Origin of the sequence: Massilia sp. TWP1-3-3, from assembly GCF_049897805.1 — a bacterium.
Lineage (GTDB): Bacteria > Pseudomonadota > Gammaproteobacteria > Burkholderiales > Burkholderiaceae_D > Telluria_A.
In genome coordinates, this window is record NZ_JAFCWX010000010.1 from 174,625 (window position 1) to 192,931 (window position 18,307).

At 60.3% G+C, this 18,307-nt stretch carries 16 protein-coding genes; 6 read left to right on the top strand and 10 right to left on the bottom strand.

All coding sequences use genetic code 11. The features are described 5' to 3' along the window. Nucleotides 1–100 precede the first annotated feature (100 nt). The gene (locus tag ACP7D4_RS12640) at nucleotides 101–697 is read left to right on the top strand and encodes a CHRD domain-containing protein (RefSeq protein WP_426209389.1); all 597 of its coding nucleotides are present in this window, start codon (nucleotides 101–103) and stop codon (nucleotides 695–697) included. On the opposite strand, the gene gluQRS is transcribed toward ACP7D4_RS12640, so the two are convergent. Beyond that, nucleotides 694–1,593, bottom strand: a complete 900-nt coding sequence (gluQRS, locus tag ACP7D4_RS12645) for a tRNA glutamyl-Q(34) synthetase GluQRS (protein ID WP_426102406.1) — start codon at nucleotides 1,591–1,593, stop codon at nucleotides 694–696. The genes ACP7D4_RS12640 and gluQRS overlap by 4 nt on opposite strands. Nucleotides 1,594–1,611: 18 nt before the next feature. After that, nucleotides 1,612–2,145, bottom strand: coding sequence for a nuclear transport factor 2 family protein (locus ACP7D4_RS12650; protein WP_426209391.1), 534 nt, complete (start codon nucleotides 2,143–2,145; stop codon nucleotides 1,612–1,614). Between the two features lie 137 nt (nucleotides 2,146–2,282). Here ACP7D4_RS12650 and ACP7D4_RS12655 point away from each other — a divergent pair, with 137 nt between their 5' ends. Continuing rightward, nucleotides 2,283–2,735: a hypothetical protein gene (locus tag ACP7D4_RS12655; protein WP_426209393.1), complete on the top strand. Its 453-nt coding sequence runs from the start codon at nucleotides 2,283–2,285 to the stop codon at nucleotides 2,733–2,735. A gap of 433 nt (nucleotides 2,736–3,168) precedes the next feature. Here the strand turns inward: ACP7D4_RS12655 and ACP7D4_RS12660 are convergent, their stop codons facing one another. The 8 genes from ACP7D4_RS12660 to ACP7D4_RS12695 form a co-directional block, all read right to left on the bottom strand. Beyond that, nucleotides 3,169–4,830 carry a chitinase gene (locus ACP7D4_RS12660; RefSeq protein ID WP_426209394.1) on the bottom strand — a complete coding sequence of 554 codons (1,662 nt, stop codon included), beginning with the start codon at nucleotides 4,828–4,830 and terminating at the stop codon, nucleotides 3,169–3,171. 519 nt (nucleotides 4,831–5,349) lie between these two features. Continuing rightward, nucleotides 5,350–6,651 carry a citrate synthase gene (gltA, locus tag ACP7D4_RS12665; RefSeq protein WP_426209396.1) on the bottom strand — a complete coding sequence of 434 codons (1,302 nt, stop codon included), beginning with the start codon at nucleotides 6,649–6,651 and terminating at the stop codon, nucleotides 5,350–5,352. A gap of 93 nt (nucleotides 6,652–6,744) precedes the next feature. Further along, entirely contained in the window at nucleotides 6,745–7,011 is a 267-nt protein-coding gene (locus ACP7D4_RS12670; RefSeq protein ID WP_426209398.1) for a succinate dehydrogenase assembly factor 2, read from the bottom strand. A gap of 177 nt (nucleotides 7,012–7,188) precedes the next feature. After that, the gene (locus ACP7D4_RS12675) at nucleotides 7,189–7,899 is read right to left on the bottom strand and encodes a succinate dehydrogenase iron-sulfur subunit (protein ID WP_426102394.1); all 711 of its coding nucleotides are present in this window, start codon (nucleotides 7,897–7,899) and stop codon (nucleotides 7,189–7,191) included. A gap of 10 nt (nucleotides 7,900–7,909) precedes the next feature. Continuing rightward, a complete protein-coding gene (sdhA, locus tag ACP7D4_RS12680; protein ID WP_426102392.1) occupies nucleotides 7,910–9,688 on the bottom strand; it encodes a succinate dehydrogenase flavoprotein subunit in 1,779 nt (592 codons plus the stop codon). 2 nt (nucleotides 9,689–9,690) lie between these two features. Beyond that, entirely contained in the window at nucleotides 9,691–10,056 is a 366-nt protein-coding gene (gene sdhD, locus ACP7D4_RS12685; protein ID WP_426102390.1) for a succinate dehydrogenase, hydrophobic membrane anchor protein, read from the bottom strand. Beyond that, nucleotides 10,056–10,478 (bottom strand): succinate dehydrogenase, cytochrome b556 subunit, encoded by a 423-nt coding sequence (sdhC, locus tag ACP7D4_RS12690; protein WP_426102388.1) that lies wholly within the window; start codon nucleotides 10,476–10,478, stop codon nucleotides 10,056–10,058. The genes sdhD and sdhC overlap by 1 nt, the downstream gene beginning before the upstream one ends. A 358-nt stretch (nucleotides 10,479–10,836) precedes the next feature. Next, the gene (locus ACP7D4_RS12695) at nucleotides 10,837–11,577 is read right to left on the bottom strand and encodes a GntR family transcriptional regulator (protein ID WP_426102386.1); all 741 of its coding nucleotides are present in this window, start codon (nucleotides 11,575–11,577) and stop codon (nucleotides 10,837–10,839) included. 306 nt (nucleotides 11,578–11,883) lie between these two features. Here ACP7D4_RS12695 and ACP7D4_RS12700 point away from each other — a divergent pair, with 306 nt between their 5' ends. The 4 genes from ACP7D4_RS12700 to acnA all read left to right on the top strand — a co-directional run bounded on the left by ACP7D4_RS12700 (nucleotide 11,884) and on the right by acnA (nucleotide 18,301). After that, nucleotides 11,884–12,873 (top strand): malate dehydrogenase, encoded by a 990-nt coding sequence (locus ACP7D4_RS12700; protein ID WP_426102384.1) that lies wholly within the window; start codon nucleotides 11,884–11,886, stop codon nucleotides 12,871–12,873. Between the two features lie 62 nt (nucleotides 12,874–12,935). Further along, nucleotides 12,936–13,937 (top strand): HpcH/HpaI aldolase/citrate lyase family protein, encoded by a 1,002-nt coding sequence (locus ACP7D4_RS12705; RefSeq protein WP_426102382.1) that lies wholly within the window; start codon nucleotides 12,936–12,938, stop codon nucleotides 13,935–13,937. After that, nucleotides 13,937–15,514 carry a hypothetical protein gene (locus tag ACP7D4_RS12710; RefSeq protein WP_426209399.1) on the top strand — a complete coding sequence of 526 codons (1,578 nt, stop codon included), beginning with the start codon at nucleotides 13,937–13,939 and terminating at the stop codon, nucleotides 15,512–15,514. Before ACP7D4_RS12705 ends, ACP7D4_RS12710 begins: the two co-directional genes overlap by 1 nt. 78 nt (nucleotides 15,515–15,592) lie before the next feature. Further along, nucleotides 15,593–18,301: an aconitate hydratase AcnA gene (gene acnA / locus ACP7D4_RS12715; protein ID WP_426102378.1), complete on the top strand. Its 2,709-nt coding sequence runs from the start codon at nucleotides 15,593–15,595 to the stop codon at nucleotides 18,299–18,301. Nucleotides 18,302–18,307: the final 6 nt, after the last annotated feature.

Here is an 18,307-nt window from a genome sequence, read left to right on the forward strand (position 1 = left end):
TCCTAACGAACGCCACGGCCTTCGCTGTCGATGATCTAATTTCAAGGTCGGACCGCATCACGATGTCGCATTTCTCTCAAACTTTTAACCGGAGAAAATCATGAATCGCGTCGTATCGAGCCTTGTACTTTCTGTCACCATGCTGCTCAGCTCGGCGGCCTTTGCCGCCACCACCAGTTACCGTTCCGCCATGAGCGGTCCAAGCGAGCAGCCGCCCAATGACTCGCCCGGCGCGAGCATTGCCACGGTCGTGTTCGACGACGCGGCCATGACCATGCTGTTCTCCGTGCCGTTCATGAACCTGGTTGCCGGCAGCACGGTCGCCCACCTGCATTGCTGCACGCCGGAGTCACTGATCGGCACGGCGCCGCCTGCCATCGGTTTCGACGACTTCCCCGTCGGCGTCCAGACCGGCCTGTATGAACGGCTCTACAGCCTGGCTGACCCCAACACCTACGAGCCGGCATTTCTGGCCGCGCATGGCGGCACGGTCGATGCGGCGCGCGCCTTTTTGCTTCAGGGAATAAACAGTAACCAGTCCTACCTGAACATCCACTCTACCGAATACCCGGCCGGGGAAATACGCGGCTTCCTGGTGGCCCTGGCCAACCCTGTGCCTGAACCGTCATCCTGGCTCATGCTTAGCGTGGGGCTCGCCGGTATCGGCTTTTGCGCGGCCAAGCGGCGCGCAGCTTAGCGCAGGCCGGGACTATAGCGGGCGGCCCACGCACCAACAGCGGCCGGCCAGAACGCGCGCAGCGAATCGGCTTGGGCAATTGGCAGGCCAAGGCTGGCAGCCGCTTGCATCAGCACAGATAGCGACTCGGCGTCGTTTGCTGGTGTTACCGCCAGCGCGCCCGTTTGCTTGGACAGCTTCTCGCCGTTGGCATTGCGCACGACCGGCACATGCAGGTAACGCGGCGTGGCTGCACCGAGCAGGCGCTGCAGGTAGATCTGGCGCGGCGTCGAATCGAGCAAGTCGGCGCCGCGCACGGTGTCGGTAACGCCTTGCTCGGCATCATCGACCACGACAGCGAGCTGGTAGGCCCAAAAACCGTCGGCGCGTTTGAGCACAAAGTCGCCCGAGTCGCCGGCCAGGTGCTGCACCACGGCCCCGGCAAGGCGGTCGTCGAAGGCGATTTCATCGGCGCCTGCTGCGGGGTCGGGAACGCGCACGCGCAGGCTGCGCATGCTGCGTCCCGCCGGCAAGCCGTGGCGGCAGGTGCCGGGATAGATGGCAGCGCCGTCAGGGGCCGTGCCAAGGCGCGAGTCGGCAATTTCGCGCCGGTTGCAGCCGCAGGGATAGCAGTGCGCAGCGAGCTTTTCGCAGGCGGCTTGGTACAAGGGCTGGCGACTGCTTTGCCAGACGACGTCGCCGTCCCAGTGCATGCCAAGTTGGGCCAGCAGCGCGAGGATGGATTGGGCGGCACCGGCGGCGGTGCGGTCTTCGTCGACGTCCTCGATGCGCACCAGCCACGTGCCGTGGTGCGCCTTGGCGTCCAGGTAGCTGGCGACGGCCGCGACCAGAGAGCCGGCGTGCAGGCGACCCGTGGGCGAAGGCGCGAAACGGCCAACGTAGTGCGCTAGCTGCACTGGGTTACCTGGCGCCTTCTACTGCGCCGCTGGCTTGATTTCCACCACCGGCTTGGCCTCGGCCGGCGGCTTGGCTTCGTATTTTTTGACCAGCTTGGTGACCTTGTCGGCCACTTCGTTGGGCACCGCGATCGAGAGTTGATAATGCTCGATCTCGAAGCCGGTGTCGGTCTTGCGCATCACACCGCTGGCCTGACAGACGCCCATTTGGGTGTCGAGCAATTCATCGAACCAGATGAATTTTTTATCGGACGACATGTAGATATTGCGCTTGGTGGATTTGAACGACCAGGCAGATTTTCGATCGAAAAAACGCTTGGCCCAAGCCTTGAATTGTTCGCGGTTCCACAGCTCGTTCTTGTCGGTACCGATATAGATGCCGTTGGGCGCGATCTTGTCGAAATAGGCCAGGCGGGCGTGCGCCGCGTCGTCATGCCACTCGTCGATGAAGGCGTTGATCTGCTTGCGCTCGGCCGCGTCGCCGCTGCTGGTTTGCGCATGGGCGCCCACGCTGAACAGGGCTATGCATATAGATAAAATGAAATTTTTCATGGAAATTGCTGGTGAGTGGTCGCTGAATGATTGTACACTTCCGGCGAAATGTAACTTATTTAAAAACGTAGAAGAAAAGTCATGCGAAGGGCTATCATTCACTGATGATTTGCCAGAACAAAATCCGAGGAAATCCGATGCGTATGTATGTTCTTGCAGCCATGATGGCCGCGAACGTTGCGCTGGCCGCGCCTGAGCCGGCCAGCACTGCGCCCGCGCCCCAGCCGGCCAGCACCGCACCCACGCCCGCCCCGGCAGCGCAGCCCGCGGCGGCGGTCATTCCTGATAACTGGGCCGTGGCGCCGCCGGCTGACAAGACGCTGGTCAGGCGGGCGATCCAGCAAACCTTCGAGGACGAGAAGGAGATCGCCATTGCCGAGTCAAAGCAGAAGGCGATACCGCGGCGCTACACTGCCAGCTCGCATACTGAGCAGGACAAATATGAAAAATTCGCTGATCAATTCGATGAAGCCAAAGTGCCGGGCTGCCTGCGGCCGGACGCACTGAAACATCAGCCGACGTTTATCTTCGGCGGGCTGCTGGCACTGCCGTTTATCGCGGTGGCGGCCATTCGGGGGAAGTGTAATTGAGGCTGGTGCGGCTCTAAAACCATCGGGGAACAAAGGGGCAGGAGCGGGGCTGCAGTTGGACCAGTATCACAAGCCGCCAGGGTTCGAGGTGATGCGAAAGTGGCAGTGCAGCAGTACGACGCCAATTCGAAAGGCACTGGAAAAACCAGATCGGAAGGGGTAAAATATATCGCGCGGGTCGGGTGCATTTCTTTCTACAGAATGACTGGTCGGAACCTTCATCAGGACTGAAATGCGGTTTTTGCCGACCCGTCTTCATACACGGCATGTCAAAAAAAAGCGAGCCAACGGGTTCGCTTTTTTTGTGCACCACTTGCAACGATCAGCTGCTCGACAGGCTTCATGTCCCGCGCTGGCGAACCAGCTTGCGAGGGATCCGTGATACGCGTCACTGTTTCATGCACCAGGCAATGGGCAGTGACGCATTGTCGGCTTAATTACCGAGAGTCTTGAAGTAAGCCGCGTGTGCCTTGGAAAATTCATAGTTATTGAATTTATCCCAATTCACTGACCACGTCATCAACCCACGGAACGTAGGGTAAGCCTGGGCCGGCTTGTAGCTGCCGCAGCTCGTACCCTTGACCAGGCAATCGAACGCCTTCTGTGTGTCGGCCGTCGTCATCTGACCGCTACCGGCTGCTTGCACGTTTGCCGGAAGACCAAAACCTACCTGGTCTGGACGCAAACCCGGCCAGAAGTTGGCGGCGTTGCCTTCGATCGGGAAGCCCGTGATCATCATGTCAGACAAAGCCACGTTGAAATCAACGGTGCCTGCACTGTAGTAGGTGCCATTCGCGCCGGCGACCGGGCCGGAATTATAGTGCTGCGCATGCACGATGGTGAGGAAATCCCGCACTGCGTGGATCACTGGAAGATACACGCCATTCCGGGTATCGGCCCCACCCCAAACGCCAGAGCCGTAGAACATACGTCCGCCATGGAGCAACAGCGTTTCTGGTGCCATGGTGAGAACGAACTTGGAGCCGTACTTTGCTTTTAGGGTTTTCAATGCAGAGATCAAGTTGACCACGACTGGTGTAGTCGGGTTCTTGAAGTCCCTGTCGCCATTATTCAGATAGATGGAATGGCCCTCGAAGTCGATATCCAGACCATCAAGGCCCCAGCGATCGATAATCGCCGACATCGATTTGACAAATGCATCGCGTGCTCCGGTGGACTCCAGAGAAACCTGGCCATTTGCGCCGCCGATTGAAATCAGCACTTTTTTGCCTGCAGCTTGTTTGGCCTTGATTGCTGCGAGGAAGTCCGCGTCGCTTTCAGCGTTCGGGCACTCAGCCACCGGACAACGGTTGAAGTGCAGATTGCCGGAGGTAGCAGAATCCGGTTCTGCAAAGGACAACTGGATAATGTCCCAATCGTTCGAAACGTCGGCCATACGAATGTAGCCAGAGCCGTTTGCAAAGCTTGCGTGCATATACCCAACTAGCACTTGTTTCTTCATGCCTGTTGGCGTTGGTGTCGGCGTTGGCGTCGGCGTCGGCGTCGGCGTTGGCGTTGGCGTTGGCGTTGGCGTCGGGGTAGGAGTCGTACTGCAGGTTCCGCCGGTCGTCCACAAGGTTGGGGTGTCCTTCGGATTCCAGTTGGTGCCGGCATAAGCGGTGTGGGTCGACAGCGCCTTGTAGGTAATACCAAGGTAGCTCACCACCTGGCCAACCGTGTACGTTTTGCCTTCGGCCCACACCGCGCACGTGGTTGGCGTTGGCGTTGGCGTTGGCGTTGGCGTTGGCGTTGGGGTTGGGGTTGGCGTAGGCGTGGGGGTTGGCGTTGGCGTAGGCGTGGCTCCGCAAGTGCTGGTCACCGTCCATGGCTTGCCGCTGCCTGCAGAACCATTGCTGGTCGATGGATTGTTGCCTTGTGTCCAGAACGCTGCTGTGTAATTAATGCCGTTGTAGCTGACGGTCGCGCCGCCGTTGTAAGCCGTGGCGCTCGACCAGGCTGCATAACATACCGTTGTGGTAGCGAGCAGGGCCGTCTGGCGTTGAGGAGGCGTGTCGGCGGCGGTGCCGCCGCCGCAGGCGGCGAATGTGCCGCCCATCAGACCGGCAACAAGGGTGTTAATGAGGGTACGGTTCAAGGCTGTCTCCATATATTCTAGTTATTGAGATGTCCACCAAACATGGACGGTAGTGCCGACCCAACCGCCGTCGCCAAATTGCTAATGGCGACCAGTGCATCGCGCAGGCAAAAGTCGTTTAAATAGGATTGGGCGTTGCTACGAGTGAAGGATGCGAGCCTTGAAATTGGTAGTCAAGTGGTTTTATTTTATTGCTTAGATAACCAGACCAATTTTGCGAAATCTTTGAAGTTGAAGAGGCTTAGGCCCAGCGACCGTGCGGGGAGAAATGCATACCAATTTTATAGATTTTCGCATTGGTATTGCTGCGAAGATGGTGAAGACTGGTCGTGTTTGCTTTCTCACCCCGCGCTGCAGTCCTCGTAAAACTCGTTGACACTCAATTAGTTGCAGTACGAAATCATGGGAAATAATGCGCACGGCAACGGGGCGGGCCAGGAGAGGTCACTGAGATTGAGAGAATTTGAAGAAAAAAAAGCGAGCCAACGGCTCGCTTTCTTTGTGCACCACTTACAGAAATCAGCGCTGCTCGACGGACTTGACGTCGCGCGCTGGTGAACCGATGAACAGCTGACGCGGACGGCCAATCTTCTGCTCCGGATCTGAAATCATCTCGTTCCATTGCGCGATCCAGCCAATGGTGCGCGCCATCGCAAAAATACCCGTGAACAGCGACACCGGAATACCCAGCGCCGATTGGACGATACCGGAGTAGAAGTCGACGTTCGGATACAGCTTGCGCGACACGAAGTATTCGTCTTCCAACGCAATTTTTTCCAGCGCCATGGCTAGCTTGAACAAAGGGTCGTCGTGCAAGCCGAGTTCTTCCAGCACTTCGTGGCAGGTTTCGCGCATCAGCTTGGCGCGCGGGTCGAAGTTCTTGTACACACGGTGACCAAAACCCATCAGCTTGACGCCGGAGTTCTTGTCTTTGACCTTGGCGATGAACTCAGGGATATTGTCGACGGTGCCGATTTCCTTGAGCATGTTCAGTGCCGCTTCGTTGGCGCCGCCGTGAGCCGGGCCCCACAGGCAAGCGATACCGGCAGCGATACAGGCAAACGGGTTCGCGCCCGACGAACCGGCCAGGCGGACGGTCGAGGTCGATGCGTTCTGCTCGTGGTCTGCGTGCAAAATCAAAATGCGGTCCAGCGCGCGTACCAGCACCGGATTGACGACATACTCTTCGCACGGATTGCCGAACATCATGCGCATGAAATTGGCGCTGTACGACAGGTCGTTGCGTGGATACACGAACGGCTGGCCCATCGAATACTTGTACGACATGGCAACGAGCGTCGGCATCTTGGCGATCAGGCGGATCGCCGATACTTCGCGGTGATGCGGGTCGTTGATGTCGAGCGAGTCGTGGTAAAACGACGCCAGTGCGCCGACGGTGCCAACCAGGACCGACATCGGGTGCGCGTCACGACGGAAACCGCGGAAGAAAAATTGCATCTGCTCGTGCACCATGGTGTGCTTGGTCACGGTGTCGCTGAACTTCTGGTTTTCGGCCGCGTTTGGCAGTTCGCCGTTCAGCAGCAGGTAGCAGGTTTCCAGGAAGTCGCATTTAACGGCCAACTGCTCGATCGGGTAACCGCGGTACAGCAGCTCGCCCTTGTCGCCGTCGATGTAGGTGATCGACGAATTGCAAGCCGCCGTCGACATGAAGCCCGGGTCATAGGTGAACTTGCCGGTCTGCGCATACAGCTTGCGGATGTCGATGACGTCCGGGCCGATGGTGCCCTTGTAGATCGGCATTTCGATGGGCGTGCTGCCATCGGAAAAGGACAGTGTTGCTTTAGTATCAGAGATGTTCATGGCACTTCCTTCTTGGGAGGTGAAGTCTTCAAAATAAAAATTACGAAACTGGTCGTTACTGGTCGCTACCGCTCGTTACGACAGCGGCTCACCCTATGCCTGGCGCAAGCGCGCCAGCAAGGCGCGCACATGCGGCAGATCGACTTCACCTTCGGGCTCATGGCGCGCCAGGATCAAGTCCATCAGCGGGTTGTCCGCCAGATCCAGCAAGCGCGTAAGCGCGTCGACTTCCTCGTCGGTAAGGCTTTCCTCGTTCGCATCAAGAAAGCGCGTGAGGATGATGTCATTCTCGAGCAGGCCGCGGCGACTGCGCCAGCGCAGCCGGGCTCGGTTTGCCGGATCGGATTGATGCGTAGTCACACTTGAGCCTGTCGTTCGGTCAACACTATACACCGCCTGCGATTTATAAGCAGTACGGTACTTTTACTGTATAAAACACGCCGATTTTGCCGCTGTTAGCCCTATGTTGACGGGCTTGGCTTGTTGCGAAGGGGCACGGCACAGCGCGCCCCTTGCCTGCTCAGCGGCAAATCCCACTTAAATTGCGCGCCGTACCATCAGTTCCTTGATCTTGCCGATCGCCTTGTTGGGATTTAATCCCTTAGGGCAGACGTCGACGCAGTTCATGATCGAGTGGCAGCGGAACAGGCGGTACGGGTCTTCCAGGTTGTCCAGGCGCGCGCCGGTCGCTTCGTCGCGCGAGTCGGCGATAAAGCGGTAAGCTTGCAAGAGGCCGGCCGGGCCGACGAACTTGTCCGGATTCCACCAGAACGACGGGCAGGAAGTCGAGCAGCAGGCGCACAGGATGCACTCGTACAGGCCGTCGAGTTCTTCGCGTTCGGCAGGGGTCTGCAGGCGCTCTTTTTCAGGCGGAATCGAGTCGTTGATCAGGTACGGCTTGATCGAATCGTACTGCTTGAAAAATTGCGTCATGTCGACGATCAGGTCGCGGATGACCGGCAAGCCCGCCAGCGGACGCAGCACGATCGGCTGGGTCAATTCGTTCAGGTTGGTGGTGCATGCCAGACCGTTCTTGCCGTTGATGTTCATCGCGTCCGAACCGCAGACGCCTTCGCGGCACGAGCGGCGCAGCGAGATCGAATCGTCCACATCGGACTTGATGCGCTGCAGCGCGTCGAGCAGCATCTTGTCGGTGTCTTGCAGTTCGACGGTCACGTCTTGCATGTACGGCTTGGCATCCTGGTCGGGATTGTAGCGGTAGATTTTCAGTTTTACAGTGCGTGTCATGGTAATGACCTTAGAAAGTACGTGGTTTCGGCTTGAAGGTATCAACCGTCAGCGGCTTGGTGATCACAGGCTTGTACTCGAGGCGATTGCCCTCGGAGAAGAACAGCGTGTGCTTCATCCAGACGTCGTCGTCGCGCGTCGGGTAGTCGCTGTGCGCATGGGCGCCGCGCGATTCCTTGCGAGCTACCGCCGAGGTGATGGTCGCTTTCGCCGTTTCGATCAGGTTGTCCAGTTCCAGCGCTTCCACGCGGGCGGTGTTGAACACCTTGGATTTATCCTTGAACGAGACATGCTTGCGGCGCTCGTCAAGCACCATGATTTCCTTGTAGCCCTGGGTGAGCAGCGCATCGGTACGGAACACGCCGCAGTACTTCTGCATCGTGGCGCGGATCGCGTTGGCAACGCCCTGCACGCTTTCCGTGCCGGTCGACGTTTCCAGCCGCTCCATGCGGCCCATGGCATAGTCGGCGGCGCCGGCCGGCAAGGGCTTGTTGTCCTTTTGCTTCAGGTTCGACGCGACAATGTGATTGCCTGCGGCGCGGCCGAACACGATCAGGTCGAGCAGCGAGTTGGTGCCCAGGCGGTTGGCGCCGTGCACCGACACGCAGGCGCATTCGCCAATCGCGTACAAGCCACCCACCACAGCCACCGGATTGCCGTCTTTTGGTGCGACGACCTGGCCGTGGATGTTGGTCGGAATGCCGCCCATCTGGTAGTGAATCGTCGGCACCACAGGAATCGGTTCCTTGGTCGCGTCCACGTTGGCGAACTTGTGGCCAATTTCCAGAATCGAAGGCAGACGTTTGGCGATGGTCTCGGCGCCGATATGGCGCAGGTCCAGCAGCACGTGGTCTTTCAACGGACCGCAGCCGCGCCCTTCCTTGATTTCCTGGTCCATCGAGCGCGACACGAAATCGCGCGGCGCCAGGTCTTTCAGGGTCGGCGCATAGCGCTCCATGAAGCGTTCGCCATCGCTGTTGATCAGGATGCCGCCTTCGCCGCGCACCCCTTCGGTAATCAAGACGCCCGCGCCGGACACGCCGGTTGGGTGGAACTGCCAGAATTCCATGTCCTGCAGCGGCAGGCCGGCGCGCGCCGCCATGCCCATGCCGTCGCCGGTATTGATAAAGGCGTTGGTCGACGCTGCAAAAATACGGCCTGCGCCACCGGTCGCAAAGACGGTGGTCTTCGCTTCCAGGATCATGCATTCGCCCGTTTCCATCTCAAGCGCAACCACGCCCACGCAGTCGCCGTCGGCGTCGCGGATGATGTCGATCGCCATCCACTCGACGAAGAAGTGGGTGCGGGCGCGCACGTTGCGCTGGTACAGCGTGTGCAGCAGCGCGTGGCCGGTACGGTCAGCCGCCGCGCAGGCGCGCTGCACTGGTTTTTCGCCGAAGTTGGCGGTGTGCCCGCCAAAAGGACGCTGGTAAATGGTGCCGTCAGGGTTGCGGTCGAACGGCATGCCGAAGTGTTCGAGCTCGTAGACGACCTTGGGTGCTTCTCGGCACATGAATTCGATCGCATCCTGGTCGCCCAGGTAGTCGCCGCCCTTGACGGTGTCGAACATGTGCCAGTACCAGTCGTCCTCGGACATATTGCCGAGCGAGGCGCCGATGCCGCCCTGGGCCGCCACGGTGTGCGAACGGGTCGGGAACACTTTCGACAGCACGGCCACGTTCAGGCCGGCTTCCGCCAGTTGCAACGACGCGCGCATGCCCGAGCCGCCGGCGCCGATGATGACCGCATCGAAGCGGCGGGTAGGTAAACCTTTTTTGATTGCCGACACGATTACAGCCCCCAGAGAATTTGTACGGTGTAGAAGGCGCAAGCGACCAACCACAAGATGGTGATGATCTGCAAGGTCAGGCGCAGGCCGACTGCCTTCACGTAGTCCATCCAGATATCGCGCATGCCAACCCAGGCGTGGTAGTACAGCGCCAGGAAAGTGACCAGGCTAAACAGCTTGAACCACTGCTGTGCGAACAGGCCGGCCCAGCCTTCATAGGTGAAATTTTGGCCCGTCAGGAAAGCGCCCAGCAGCGTGAAGGTGTAGACCATCATGACAACGGCGGTGATGCGCTGCGCCAGCCAGTCTTTCAGGCCGTAGTGGGCGCCGACGACGAGGCGCTGTGTGCCAACGTTATTTTTAGCCATTAGAAAACTCCGAACAGTTTGAGACCGGCGAGCGCGGTCAGCAGCAGGCTGAGGATGAGCACGGTCACGGCGCTATTGCGCGACGAATCTTTTTCAATCGCCAGGTGCACGTCCATGAACAGGTGGCGTACGCCGGCGCAGAAGTGCTGCATGTAAGCCCAGATCAGGCCGAGCAGGAGTACCTTGACCAGCGGGTGGCCCAGGATGCCCTTGAAGTACGCGAACGACATTTCCGACTGCACGCTCGAGTGGAACAGGTAGAGCAGGAATGGCAGCATCAGGAACATGCCGGCGCCGCTGATGCGGTGCAAGATGGATACCCAGCCGGCCGGCGGCAGGCGGTAATTGCGCAATTCCGTAATATGGATGTTTCGGAATTCGGGCCGTTCTTTTCGTGGTACTTCTTTCACGGCTTCGGACATAACAAACCTCCCCTTGACTGACTTTTTAAATGTGTAACTCGTAATTATCACCAATTTTGGTGTGCTGCACCAATATCTAAACTGGTATTGGGGAAAATAAGCGGGACATCATGCAACTTCTGGTACTTTCTTCGTGGTAGTCATTTTAAACGCTATGCATAATTCGTGCTGCCGGCGGGGGTATCGTCGATTCGGTACAAGCATGTCAAAGCCGGCGCCTCCCCACATCGTCCTCGCGCAGGCGGGGACCCATGGAACTGTTGCACAGAGCCGATGTTCCATGGGCCCCCGCGTGCGCGAGGACGATGTGGTGGCCTGGCATTGCGTCGCACTTAAGCCATCATTTCTACCTCACCAACTACGACAGATCATTCTGATAATGATGATGCGACGTCAAGTAAATCCCCCGGCGCAACTCCACCGCCTTGTCCCCATACGTGTACGACACCCGCTCCGCGCACAGCAGCGGGGTACCCTCGGCCACATGTAAAAACTGCGCGGCGCCGGCATCGGCCGCCACGGCCCGTATCTTTTCATTCGCGCGGATCATGCGCGTGCCGAACTCCGATTCGAACAGTCCATACATCGGCCCCTTGTATTCGACCAGCCGTTCCGCGGTTAGTCCCTTGAACAGCAGACCCGGCAGCCACATTTCTTCCAGGATGGTCGGCGCGCCGTCGAACGACATCACGCGCTTGATGTACACCACCGAGTCGCCGGACTTGAGTTCGAGCAGGCGCGCCACTTCGGCCGGCGCGCGCATGCGCTTGACTTCGATGATCTTGTTGTCGGGCTGGTGCGGTACGCCTTCGTCGGGCATCAGCCGCAAAAAACGAAAGTGCGCGCGCGCCTCGTGGTGGGTCGAGACGAACGTGCCCTTGCCCTGGCGCCGCATGACGATATTTTCAGCGGCCAGCTCGTCGATCGCTTTGCGCACCGTGCCCTGGCTGACCTTGAAGCGCGACGCCAGCTCCACTTCGCTAGGGATCATTTCGCCCGGCTTCCACTCGCCCGACTGCAGACCCTGCGTGATCAGGGCCTTGATTTGCTGGTAAAGCGGACTAAAGGTGGGCGCACTGCCCGCCGCGGTGCCGGACATGCCCGTCCCGCTGGCCGTAGTACCATTGGTGCTTGTCGGAGGGTTGAGGACTGTAGTCATAGACAGCGATTTCAACACAAAAGGGCTTTCCAGTCTAGTAATAATCACTCTAGGTTATGTGTCTTATATAAGACATATGATACGAATTGACAGATCACTCACACAAGCCTACACTCGCGGTCAATCCGGCATGCGCGCGAGCGGGCAATGCACGATACCCAGAACGCCAGTTTTGGTATCATGTTGGTTTTCCGAACAAGCGTATCCTCCTGCTTCGACCGTTTTCTTTCCCACTTGGAGATTCACATGGCTAAAACCCCACTGCGCGTTGCCGTTACCGGCGCGGCCGGCCAAATCGGCTATTCCCTGCTGTTTCGCATCGCTAACGGCGATATGCTGGGCAAAGACCAGCCAGTCATCCTGCAATTGCTCGAGATCCCCGACGAGAAAGCACAAAAAGCGCTCAAGGGCGTGATGATGGAAGTTGACGATTGCGCCTTCCCGCTGCTGGCCGGCATGACTGCCCACGCCGACCCGATGACCGCCTTCAAGGATGCCGACTTCGCCCTGCTGGTCGGCGCCCGTCCGCGCGGCCCCGGCATGGAACGCAAGGACCTGCTCGAAGCGAACGCCCAGATCTTTACCGTGCAGGGCAAGGCCCTCGACGCTGTCGCTTCGCGCAACGTCAAGGTACTGGTGGTGGGCAACCCGGCCAACACCAATGCCTTCATCGCCATGAAATCGGCGCCGTCGCTGCCGGCCAAGAACTTCACCGCCATGCTGCGCCTGGACCACAACCGCGCGCTGTCGCAAATCGCGGCCAAGACCGGCAAGCCGGTCGCGTCGATCGAAAAGCTGTGCGTATGGGGCAACCACTCGCCAACCATGTACGCCGACTACCGCTTTGCGCAAATTGACGGCGCGTCCGTCAAGGACATGATCGGCGACGACGCCTGGAACCGCGACACCTTCCTGCCAACGGTCGGCAAGCGCGGCGGCGCCATCATCGAAGCGCGCGGCCTGTCGTCGGCAGCATCGGCCGCCAACGCGGCGATCGACCACATGCACGACTGGCACATCGGCACCGACGGCAAGTGGACCACCATGGGCATTCCATCGGACGGCTCGTACGGCATCCCGGAAGGCACCATGTTCGGCTTCCCCGTCACGGTTGCCAATGGCGAGTACACCATCGTCCAGGGCCTGGCCATCGATGAATTCTCGCAAGAGCGCATCAACCTTACGCTCAAGGAATTGACCGAAGAGCGCGAAGGCGTTGCCCACCTGCTGGCGTAAGCAGTGACGCGCCGCCTCGCCCCTGTCGGGCGAGCGGCGCTGTTTTGCCTAAAAAGTTGACTATGCACCCATCCGAGGTTTTATTCCAGGGCAAACGACAGCCCCTGCTTCTGCCAGCCTGCGATCACTACGCCGGTTCCGAGAAGCTGATGCTCAAGTCGATGGCCTTGCAACAAGAGCTTGGTCCCTTGTTCGACATCACGTTCGATTGCGAAGACGGCGCCACCGCCGGCGCCGAGCCGGAACACGCCCAGCTGATCGTGCGCCTGTTGAACGATGAGGCGAACAAACTCAATCGCATCGGCGTGCGCGTGCACGACGTCGAGAGCGCATTTTTCGCCGGCGACGTCGCCGTCATCGTCGGCGGCGCCGCCCAGCGCCTGGCCTATGTGGTGCTGCCCAAGGTCGACAGTGTCGACGACGTTGCCCGGGCCATCGAGCTGATCAACAAGCATGCCGCCAAGGCGGGCCGCGACAGCATGCTGCCGGTGCACGTGCTGATCGAAACCCACGGCGCCCTGCGCGACGCCTACGCGATTGCCGCCCTGCCCCAGGTCGAGTGCCTGTCGTTCGGCATCATGGATTTTGTCTCGGCCCACTACGGCGCCATTCCCGGCGCCGCCATGCGCACGCCGGGGCAGTTCACGCACCCGCTGGTGGTGCGCGCCAAACTTGAAATCGCCGCTGCCTGCCACGCCCACGGCAAAATCCCGTCGCACAATGTCACCACCGACGTGCGCGATTCGGCCGTGGTGGCCAATGACGCCCAGCGCGCCGCCGTCGAATTCGGCTTTACCCGGATGTGGAGCATTCACCCGGACCAGATCAAGCCGATCATCAAGGCGTTTACGCCGCGCCTGTCTGAAGTGAACGAAGCGACCAATGTCCTGGCCGACGCCATCAAGGCACAATGGGGCCCGATTTCGCAAAACGGACGCTTGCATGACCGCGCCAGCTATCGCTATTATTGGACAGTTCTTCAGCGCGCCAAGCTTGCAGGCCTCGCGTTGCCCGACGCCGCCATCGCAATTATCAATTTCGACACCAACCCGGAATCCACCTGATGTCCCACCTGATCAGCAAGACCCTGCTAGCCCTTGGCATTGCCATGGCAGCACCAGCAATTTGCGCGGCCCCTGCCGCGGACACCAAAAAGCCAGCCAAAGCCAAAGTCAAGGCCAAAGGCAACGCCAAGAAATCGGAAGACGACGCCGGCGCACTGGTCCCGACCACGCCGGAAGCAGAGCCTGACGTTACCGACAACAAGGTCGTGCAATTTACCTGCGAACTTGGCAACACCGTCACTGTCTACAATAACGAAACGGACGCCAGCTCGATCGCGGTGCGCTGGAGAAAGCGCCTGCATCGCCTGAACCGGGTCGGCACCACCACGGGCGCGCAGCGTTACGAAAATCCGAATTTCGGCCTGGTCTGGATCGGCATTCCTTCCAAGGGCATGCTGCTCGACTCCAAGCTCAATCGCCAACTGGCCAATGAATGCAAGAACGCTGAACAGGCAAATCCGCTGTTGATGGCGGACGGCGCCAAGACCGCACCGGCGCCACTGGTTGCACCGGTGGGCGGCACGGTTGTTGTGCCCATGTTGCCGGCGGGCGCCGTTGCGCCAGCGCCAGGCACGCCTGGGGTAGCTGCGGCCGCCGCAACCGGCGCTGTTGCGGCGCCGGCGGTGGCAGGCGCGGTTGTTGCGTTGCCGGTGGCAGGGTCCGTTGCCGCGCCAGCTGTGGCCGGTGCGCCGGTTACTGCGGGCGTTGCCGCGCCAGTTAAAGCTGGCGTTGCAGCGCCGGTGGCTGCCGGCGTGGCCGTTCCCGTCACTGCCGGGGTCGCGGCGCCGGCAACAGCCGCTGTTGCAATGCCGGTCAAACCGGCGGGCGCAGCGCCGGTTGCTGCGGGTGTTTCTACCCCGACGGTTGTCGCCGCCCCTGCAGGCGCGGTAGCGGGTTCGGCTGTGGTTGGCGCGCCAATCGCCCCCGCCACCAAGGCTGTTGGCGCAAGCCCGGTCGCGACTGGTATGCCAGGGCCAGCTGTTCCTGCGCCAGTTCAGCCATCGGTTGTGGCATCGCCCGCAGCGCCTGTGGCCGCTGCACCAGCAACGCCGGCACCGGCTGCCAGCGCAACCATGGCGCCGCTGTTCAAGCCGACCGGTGCGAGCGCACCAGTGCAGAGCGCCCCGGCAGCCGCACCGGCACCTGCGCCGGCTCCTGTTGTTGCGACGCCAGAATCGACCCCGCCGGCGCCGAGCGGCACGATGGCGCCACTGTTCAAGTCGACCACGACGGCGCCAGTCAAGCCGGCAGCAGTCCCATCGACGGGCACCACGGCGCCGCTGTTCAAGCCGTCCGCCACCACGCCGCCAGTGCAGCCAGTACCACCGGCAGTAACGCCGCAAGTGCAACCGACGCCGGTCCAGCCGCTGATGGTGACGCCGCAGGTGCAGCCGCCTGCGAGTGCGCCCGCAGTGCAGCCACTGGTTCAGCCACTGGTTCAGCCAATGAGCGTCACGCCGCCAGCGCCGGTCAAGCCGGGGACCGTCACGCCGAAAACCTACGAACCGAAAATTCCCGCGACGACGCCATCGGCGCCGGTTGAGCCGGCCACGACGGAACCACAAATCAAGCCATAAGTACGCAAACAAGATGCGTCGCATAGACGCATCGCATTACAGTTATCAATAACAAAATACCCCACTGAAGGAGAGGTCATGTCCCGCAACACTCTGAACACGCTCAAGGATTTCAAACTGTCAGCCGGCCAAAAAGGCAAGTTCTACTCGCTGCCAGCACTCGAGAAAGCCCTGGGCGTGAACATCTCGCGCCTGCCGGTGTCGATCCGTATCGTTCTCGAATCCGTGCTGCGCAATTGCGACGGCAAGAAGGTGACCGAAGAACACATCAAGCAGCTGGCAAACTGGGCGCCGAATGGCGATCGCACCGACGAGATTCCTTTCGTCGTGGCGCGCGTTGTGCTGCAGGACTTCACCGGCGTGCCGCTGCTGGCCGACCTGGCTGCCATGCGTAACGTGGCAAGCAAAATGGGCTTGAACCCGAAGAACATCGAGCCCCTGGTGCCGGTGGACCTCGTGGTCGACCACTCCGTCACGATCGACCATTACCGCGAGAAAAACGCGCTCGACCTGAACATGAAGCTGGAATTCTCGCGCAACAACGAGCGCTACCAGTTCATGAAGTGGGGCATGCAAGCGTTCGATACCTTCGGCGTCGTGCCGCCGGGTTTCGGCATCGTCCACCAGGTCAACCTCGAGTACCTGGCGCGCGGCGTGCACAAAGCGGGCGACACTTACTTCCCTGACACCCTGGTCGGCACCGACTCGCACACCACCATGATCAACGGCATCGGCGTGGTTGGCTGGGGCGTGGGCGGCATCGAAGCAGAAGCGGGCATGCTGGGCCAGCCGGTTTATTTCCTGACCCCTGACGTGATTGGCGTGAACCTGACCGGCGCGCTGCGCGAAGGCTGCACCGCGACCGACCTGGTGCTGACCATCACCGAAATGCTGCGCAAGGAAAAAGTTGTCGGCAAATTCGTCGAATTCTTCGGCGCCGGCACCGAAACGCTGTCGCTGACCGACCGCGCCACCATTGCCAACATGGCCCCGGAATACGGCGCGACGATGGGCTTTTTCCCGGTCGACGACGCCACCATCGAATACTTCGAAGGCACCGGCCGCACCGACAAAGAAATCACCGCCTTCAAGAGCTATTTCAAGGCGCAGGGCATGTACGGCGTGCCACGCGCGGGCGACATCGACTACACGCGCGAAGTCTCGCTCGACCTGTCGACCGTCACGCCATCGCTGGCAGGCCCGAAGCGTCCGCAGGACCGTATCGAAATCGGCAACGTGCGCAACAACTTCATTGAACTATTCTCGAAGCCAACCACGGAAAACGGTTTCAACAAGAACCCGGCCGACCTGACCAACCACTACGAGACCACCAACGGCGTCAACGTCAAGAATGGCGACGTGCTGATTGCCGCGATCACCTCGTGCACCAACACCTCGAACCCGAGCGTGCTGCTGGCGGCCGGCCTGTTGGCCAAGAAGGCTGTCGAAGCGGGCCTGACGGTCGCACCACACATCAAGACGTCGCTGGCCCCCGGCTCGCGCGTGGTCACCGAATACTTGACCGCAGCCGGCCTCATGCCGTACCTGGAGCAGCTCGGCTTCGGCCTGACCGCGTACGGCTGCACGACCTGCATCGGCAACGCCGGCGACCTGACGCCTGAACTGAACGCAGCCATTGCCGAGAACGACATCGTCGCTTCGGCCGTACTGTCGGGCAACCGCAACTTTGAAGCGCGGATCCACCCGAACATCCGTTCCAACTTCCTGGCCTCGCCGCCGCTGGTAGTCGCTTACGCGATTGCCGGCAACATGACGGTTGACCTGATGACCCAGCCGGTTGGCAAGGGCACCAACGGCAAGGACGTGTATTTGGGCGACATCTGGCCAACCTCGAAAGAAATCGGCAAGCTGATGAAGTTCGCGATGAACTCGGAAGTGTTCAAGGCAAATTATGCCGACGTCAAGGGCGCGCCGGGCAAGCTGTGGGAAAACGTCACGACCACCGAAGGCCAGGTCTACAACTGGCCGAAGTCGACCTACATCGCCGAGCCGCCGTTTTTTGACAATTTCGAGATGATCCCGAAAGCGGCTGCGACCGGTATTTCGGATGCCCGCGCGCTGGGCGTGTTTGGCGACTCGATCACCACCGACCATATTTCGCCAGCCGGTTCGATCCAGGAAAACGGCCCGGCGGGCAAGTGGCTGCTGGCCAACGGCGTCATGAAAGCGGACTTCAACTCGTACGGCTCGCGCCGCGGCAATCACGAGATCATGATGCGCGGCACCTTCGCCAATGTGCGCATCAAGAACCGCATGATCCCGGCCAAGGCCGACGGCTCCGCAGTAGAGGGCGGCATCACGATTCACCAGCCGAGCGGCGAACAGATGTCGATCTACGACGCGGCCATGAAGTATGTCGGCGACGGCGTACCGACGATGGTGTTCGGCGGCGAAGAGTACGGCACCGGCTCGTCGCGCGACTGGGCGGCCAAGGGCACCCACCTGCTGGGCGTGAAGGCGGTTATCGTGCGTTCGTTCGAGCGTATCCACCGTTCCAATTTGGTGGGCATGGGCGTGCTGCCGCTGCAATTCATCGGCGACGACAGTGTGGTCACGCTGGGCATCACCGGTGACGAAACGTTCGACTTGAAGGGCCTGGAAGGCGAGATCAAGCCGCAGCAATTGGCAACGCTGGTGATCAAGCGCGCCAACGGCGACGTGCAGGATGTCAAAGTCTTGCTGCGTATTGACACCCCGATTGAGGTCGATTACTACAAGCATGGCGGCATTCTGCCGTTCGTGCTGCGCCAACTGCTGGCCGCATAAACCAGA

Bases quoted from the DNA above. Each gene is read 5' to 3' on its own strand.
- ACP7D4_RS12640 (WP_426209389.1), top strand. From the start codon at position 101: ATGAATCGCGTCGTATCGAGCCTTGTACTTTCTGTCACCATGCTGCTC.
- ACP7D4_RS12650 (WP_426209391.1), bottom strand. From the start codon at position 2,145: ATGAAAAATTTCATTTTATCTATATGCATAGCCCTGTTCAGCGTGGGC.
- ACP7D4_RS12655 (WP_426209393.1), top strand. From the start codon at position 2,283: ATGCGTATGTATGTTCTTGCAGCCATGATGGCCGCGAACGTTGCGCTG.
- gltA (WP_426209396.1), bottom strand. From the start codon at position 6,651: ATGAACATCTCTGATACTAAAGCAACACTGTCCTTTTCCGATGGCAGC.
- ACP7D4_RS12675 (WP_426102394.1), bottom strand. From the start codon at position 7,899: ATGACACGCACTGTAAAACTGAAAATCTACCGCTACAATCCCGACCAG.
- sdhD (WP_426102390.1), bottom strand. From the start codon at position 10,056: ATGGCTAAAAATAACGTTGGCACACAGCGCCTCGTCGTCGGCGCCCAC.
- sdhC (WP_426102388.1), bottom strand. From the start codon at position 10,478: ATGTCCGAAGCCGTGAAAGAAGTACCACGAAAAGAACGGCCCGAATTC.
- ACP7D4_RS12695 (WP_426102386.1), bottom strand. From the start codon at position 11,577: ATGTCCGGCACCGCGGCGGGCAGTGCGCCCACCTTTAGTCCGCTTTAC.
- ACP7D4_RS12700 (WP_426102384.1), top strand. From the start codon at position 11,884: ATGGCTAAAACCCCACTGCGCGTTGCCGTTACCGGCGCGGCCGGCCAA.
- ACP7D4_RS12705 (WP_426102382.1), top strand. From the start codon at position 12,936: ATGCACCCATCCGAGGTTTTATTCCAGGGCAAACGACAGCCCCTGCTT.
- ACP7D4_RS12710 (WP_426209399.1), top strand. From the start codon at position 13,937: ATGTCCCACCTGATCAGCAAGACCCTGCTAGCCCTTGGCATTGCCATG.
- acnA (WP_426102378.1), top strand. From the start codon at position 15,593: ATGTCCCGCAACACTCTGAACACGCTCAAGGATTTCAAACTGTCAGCC.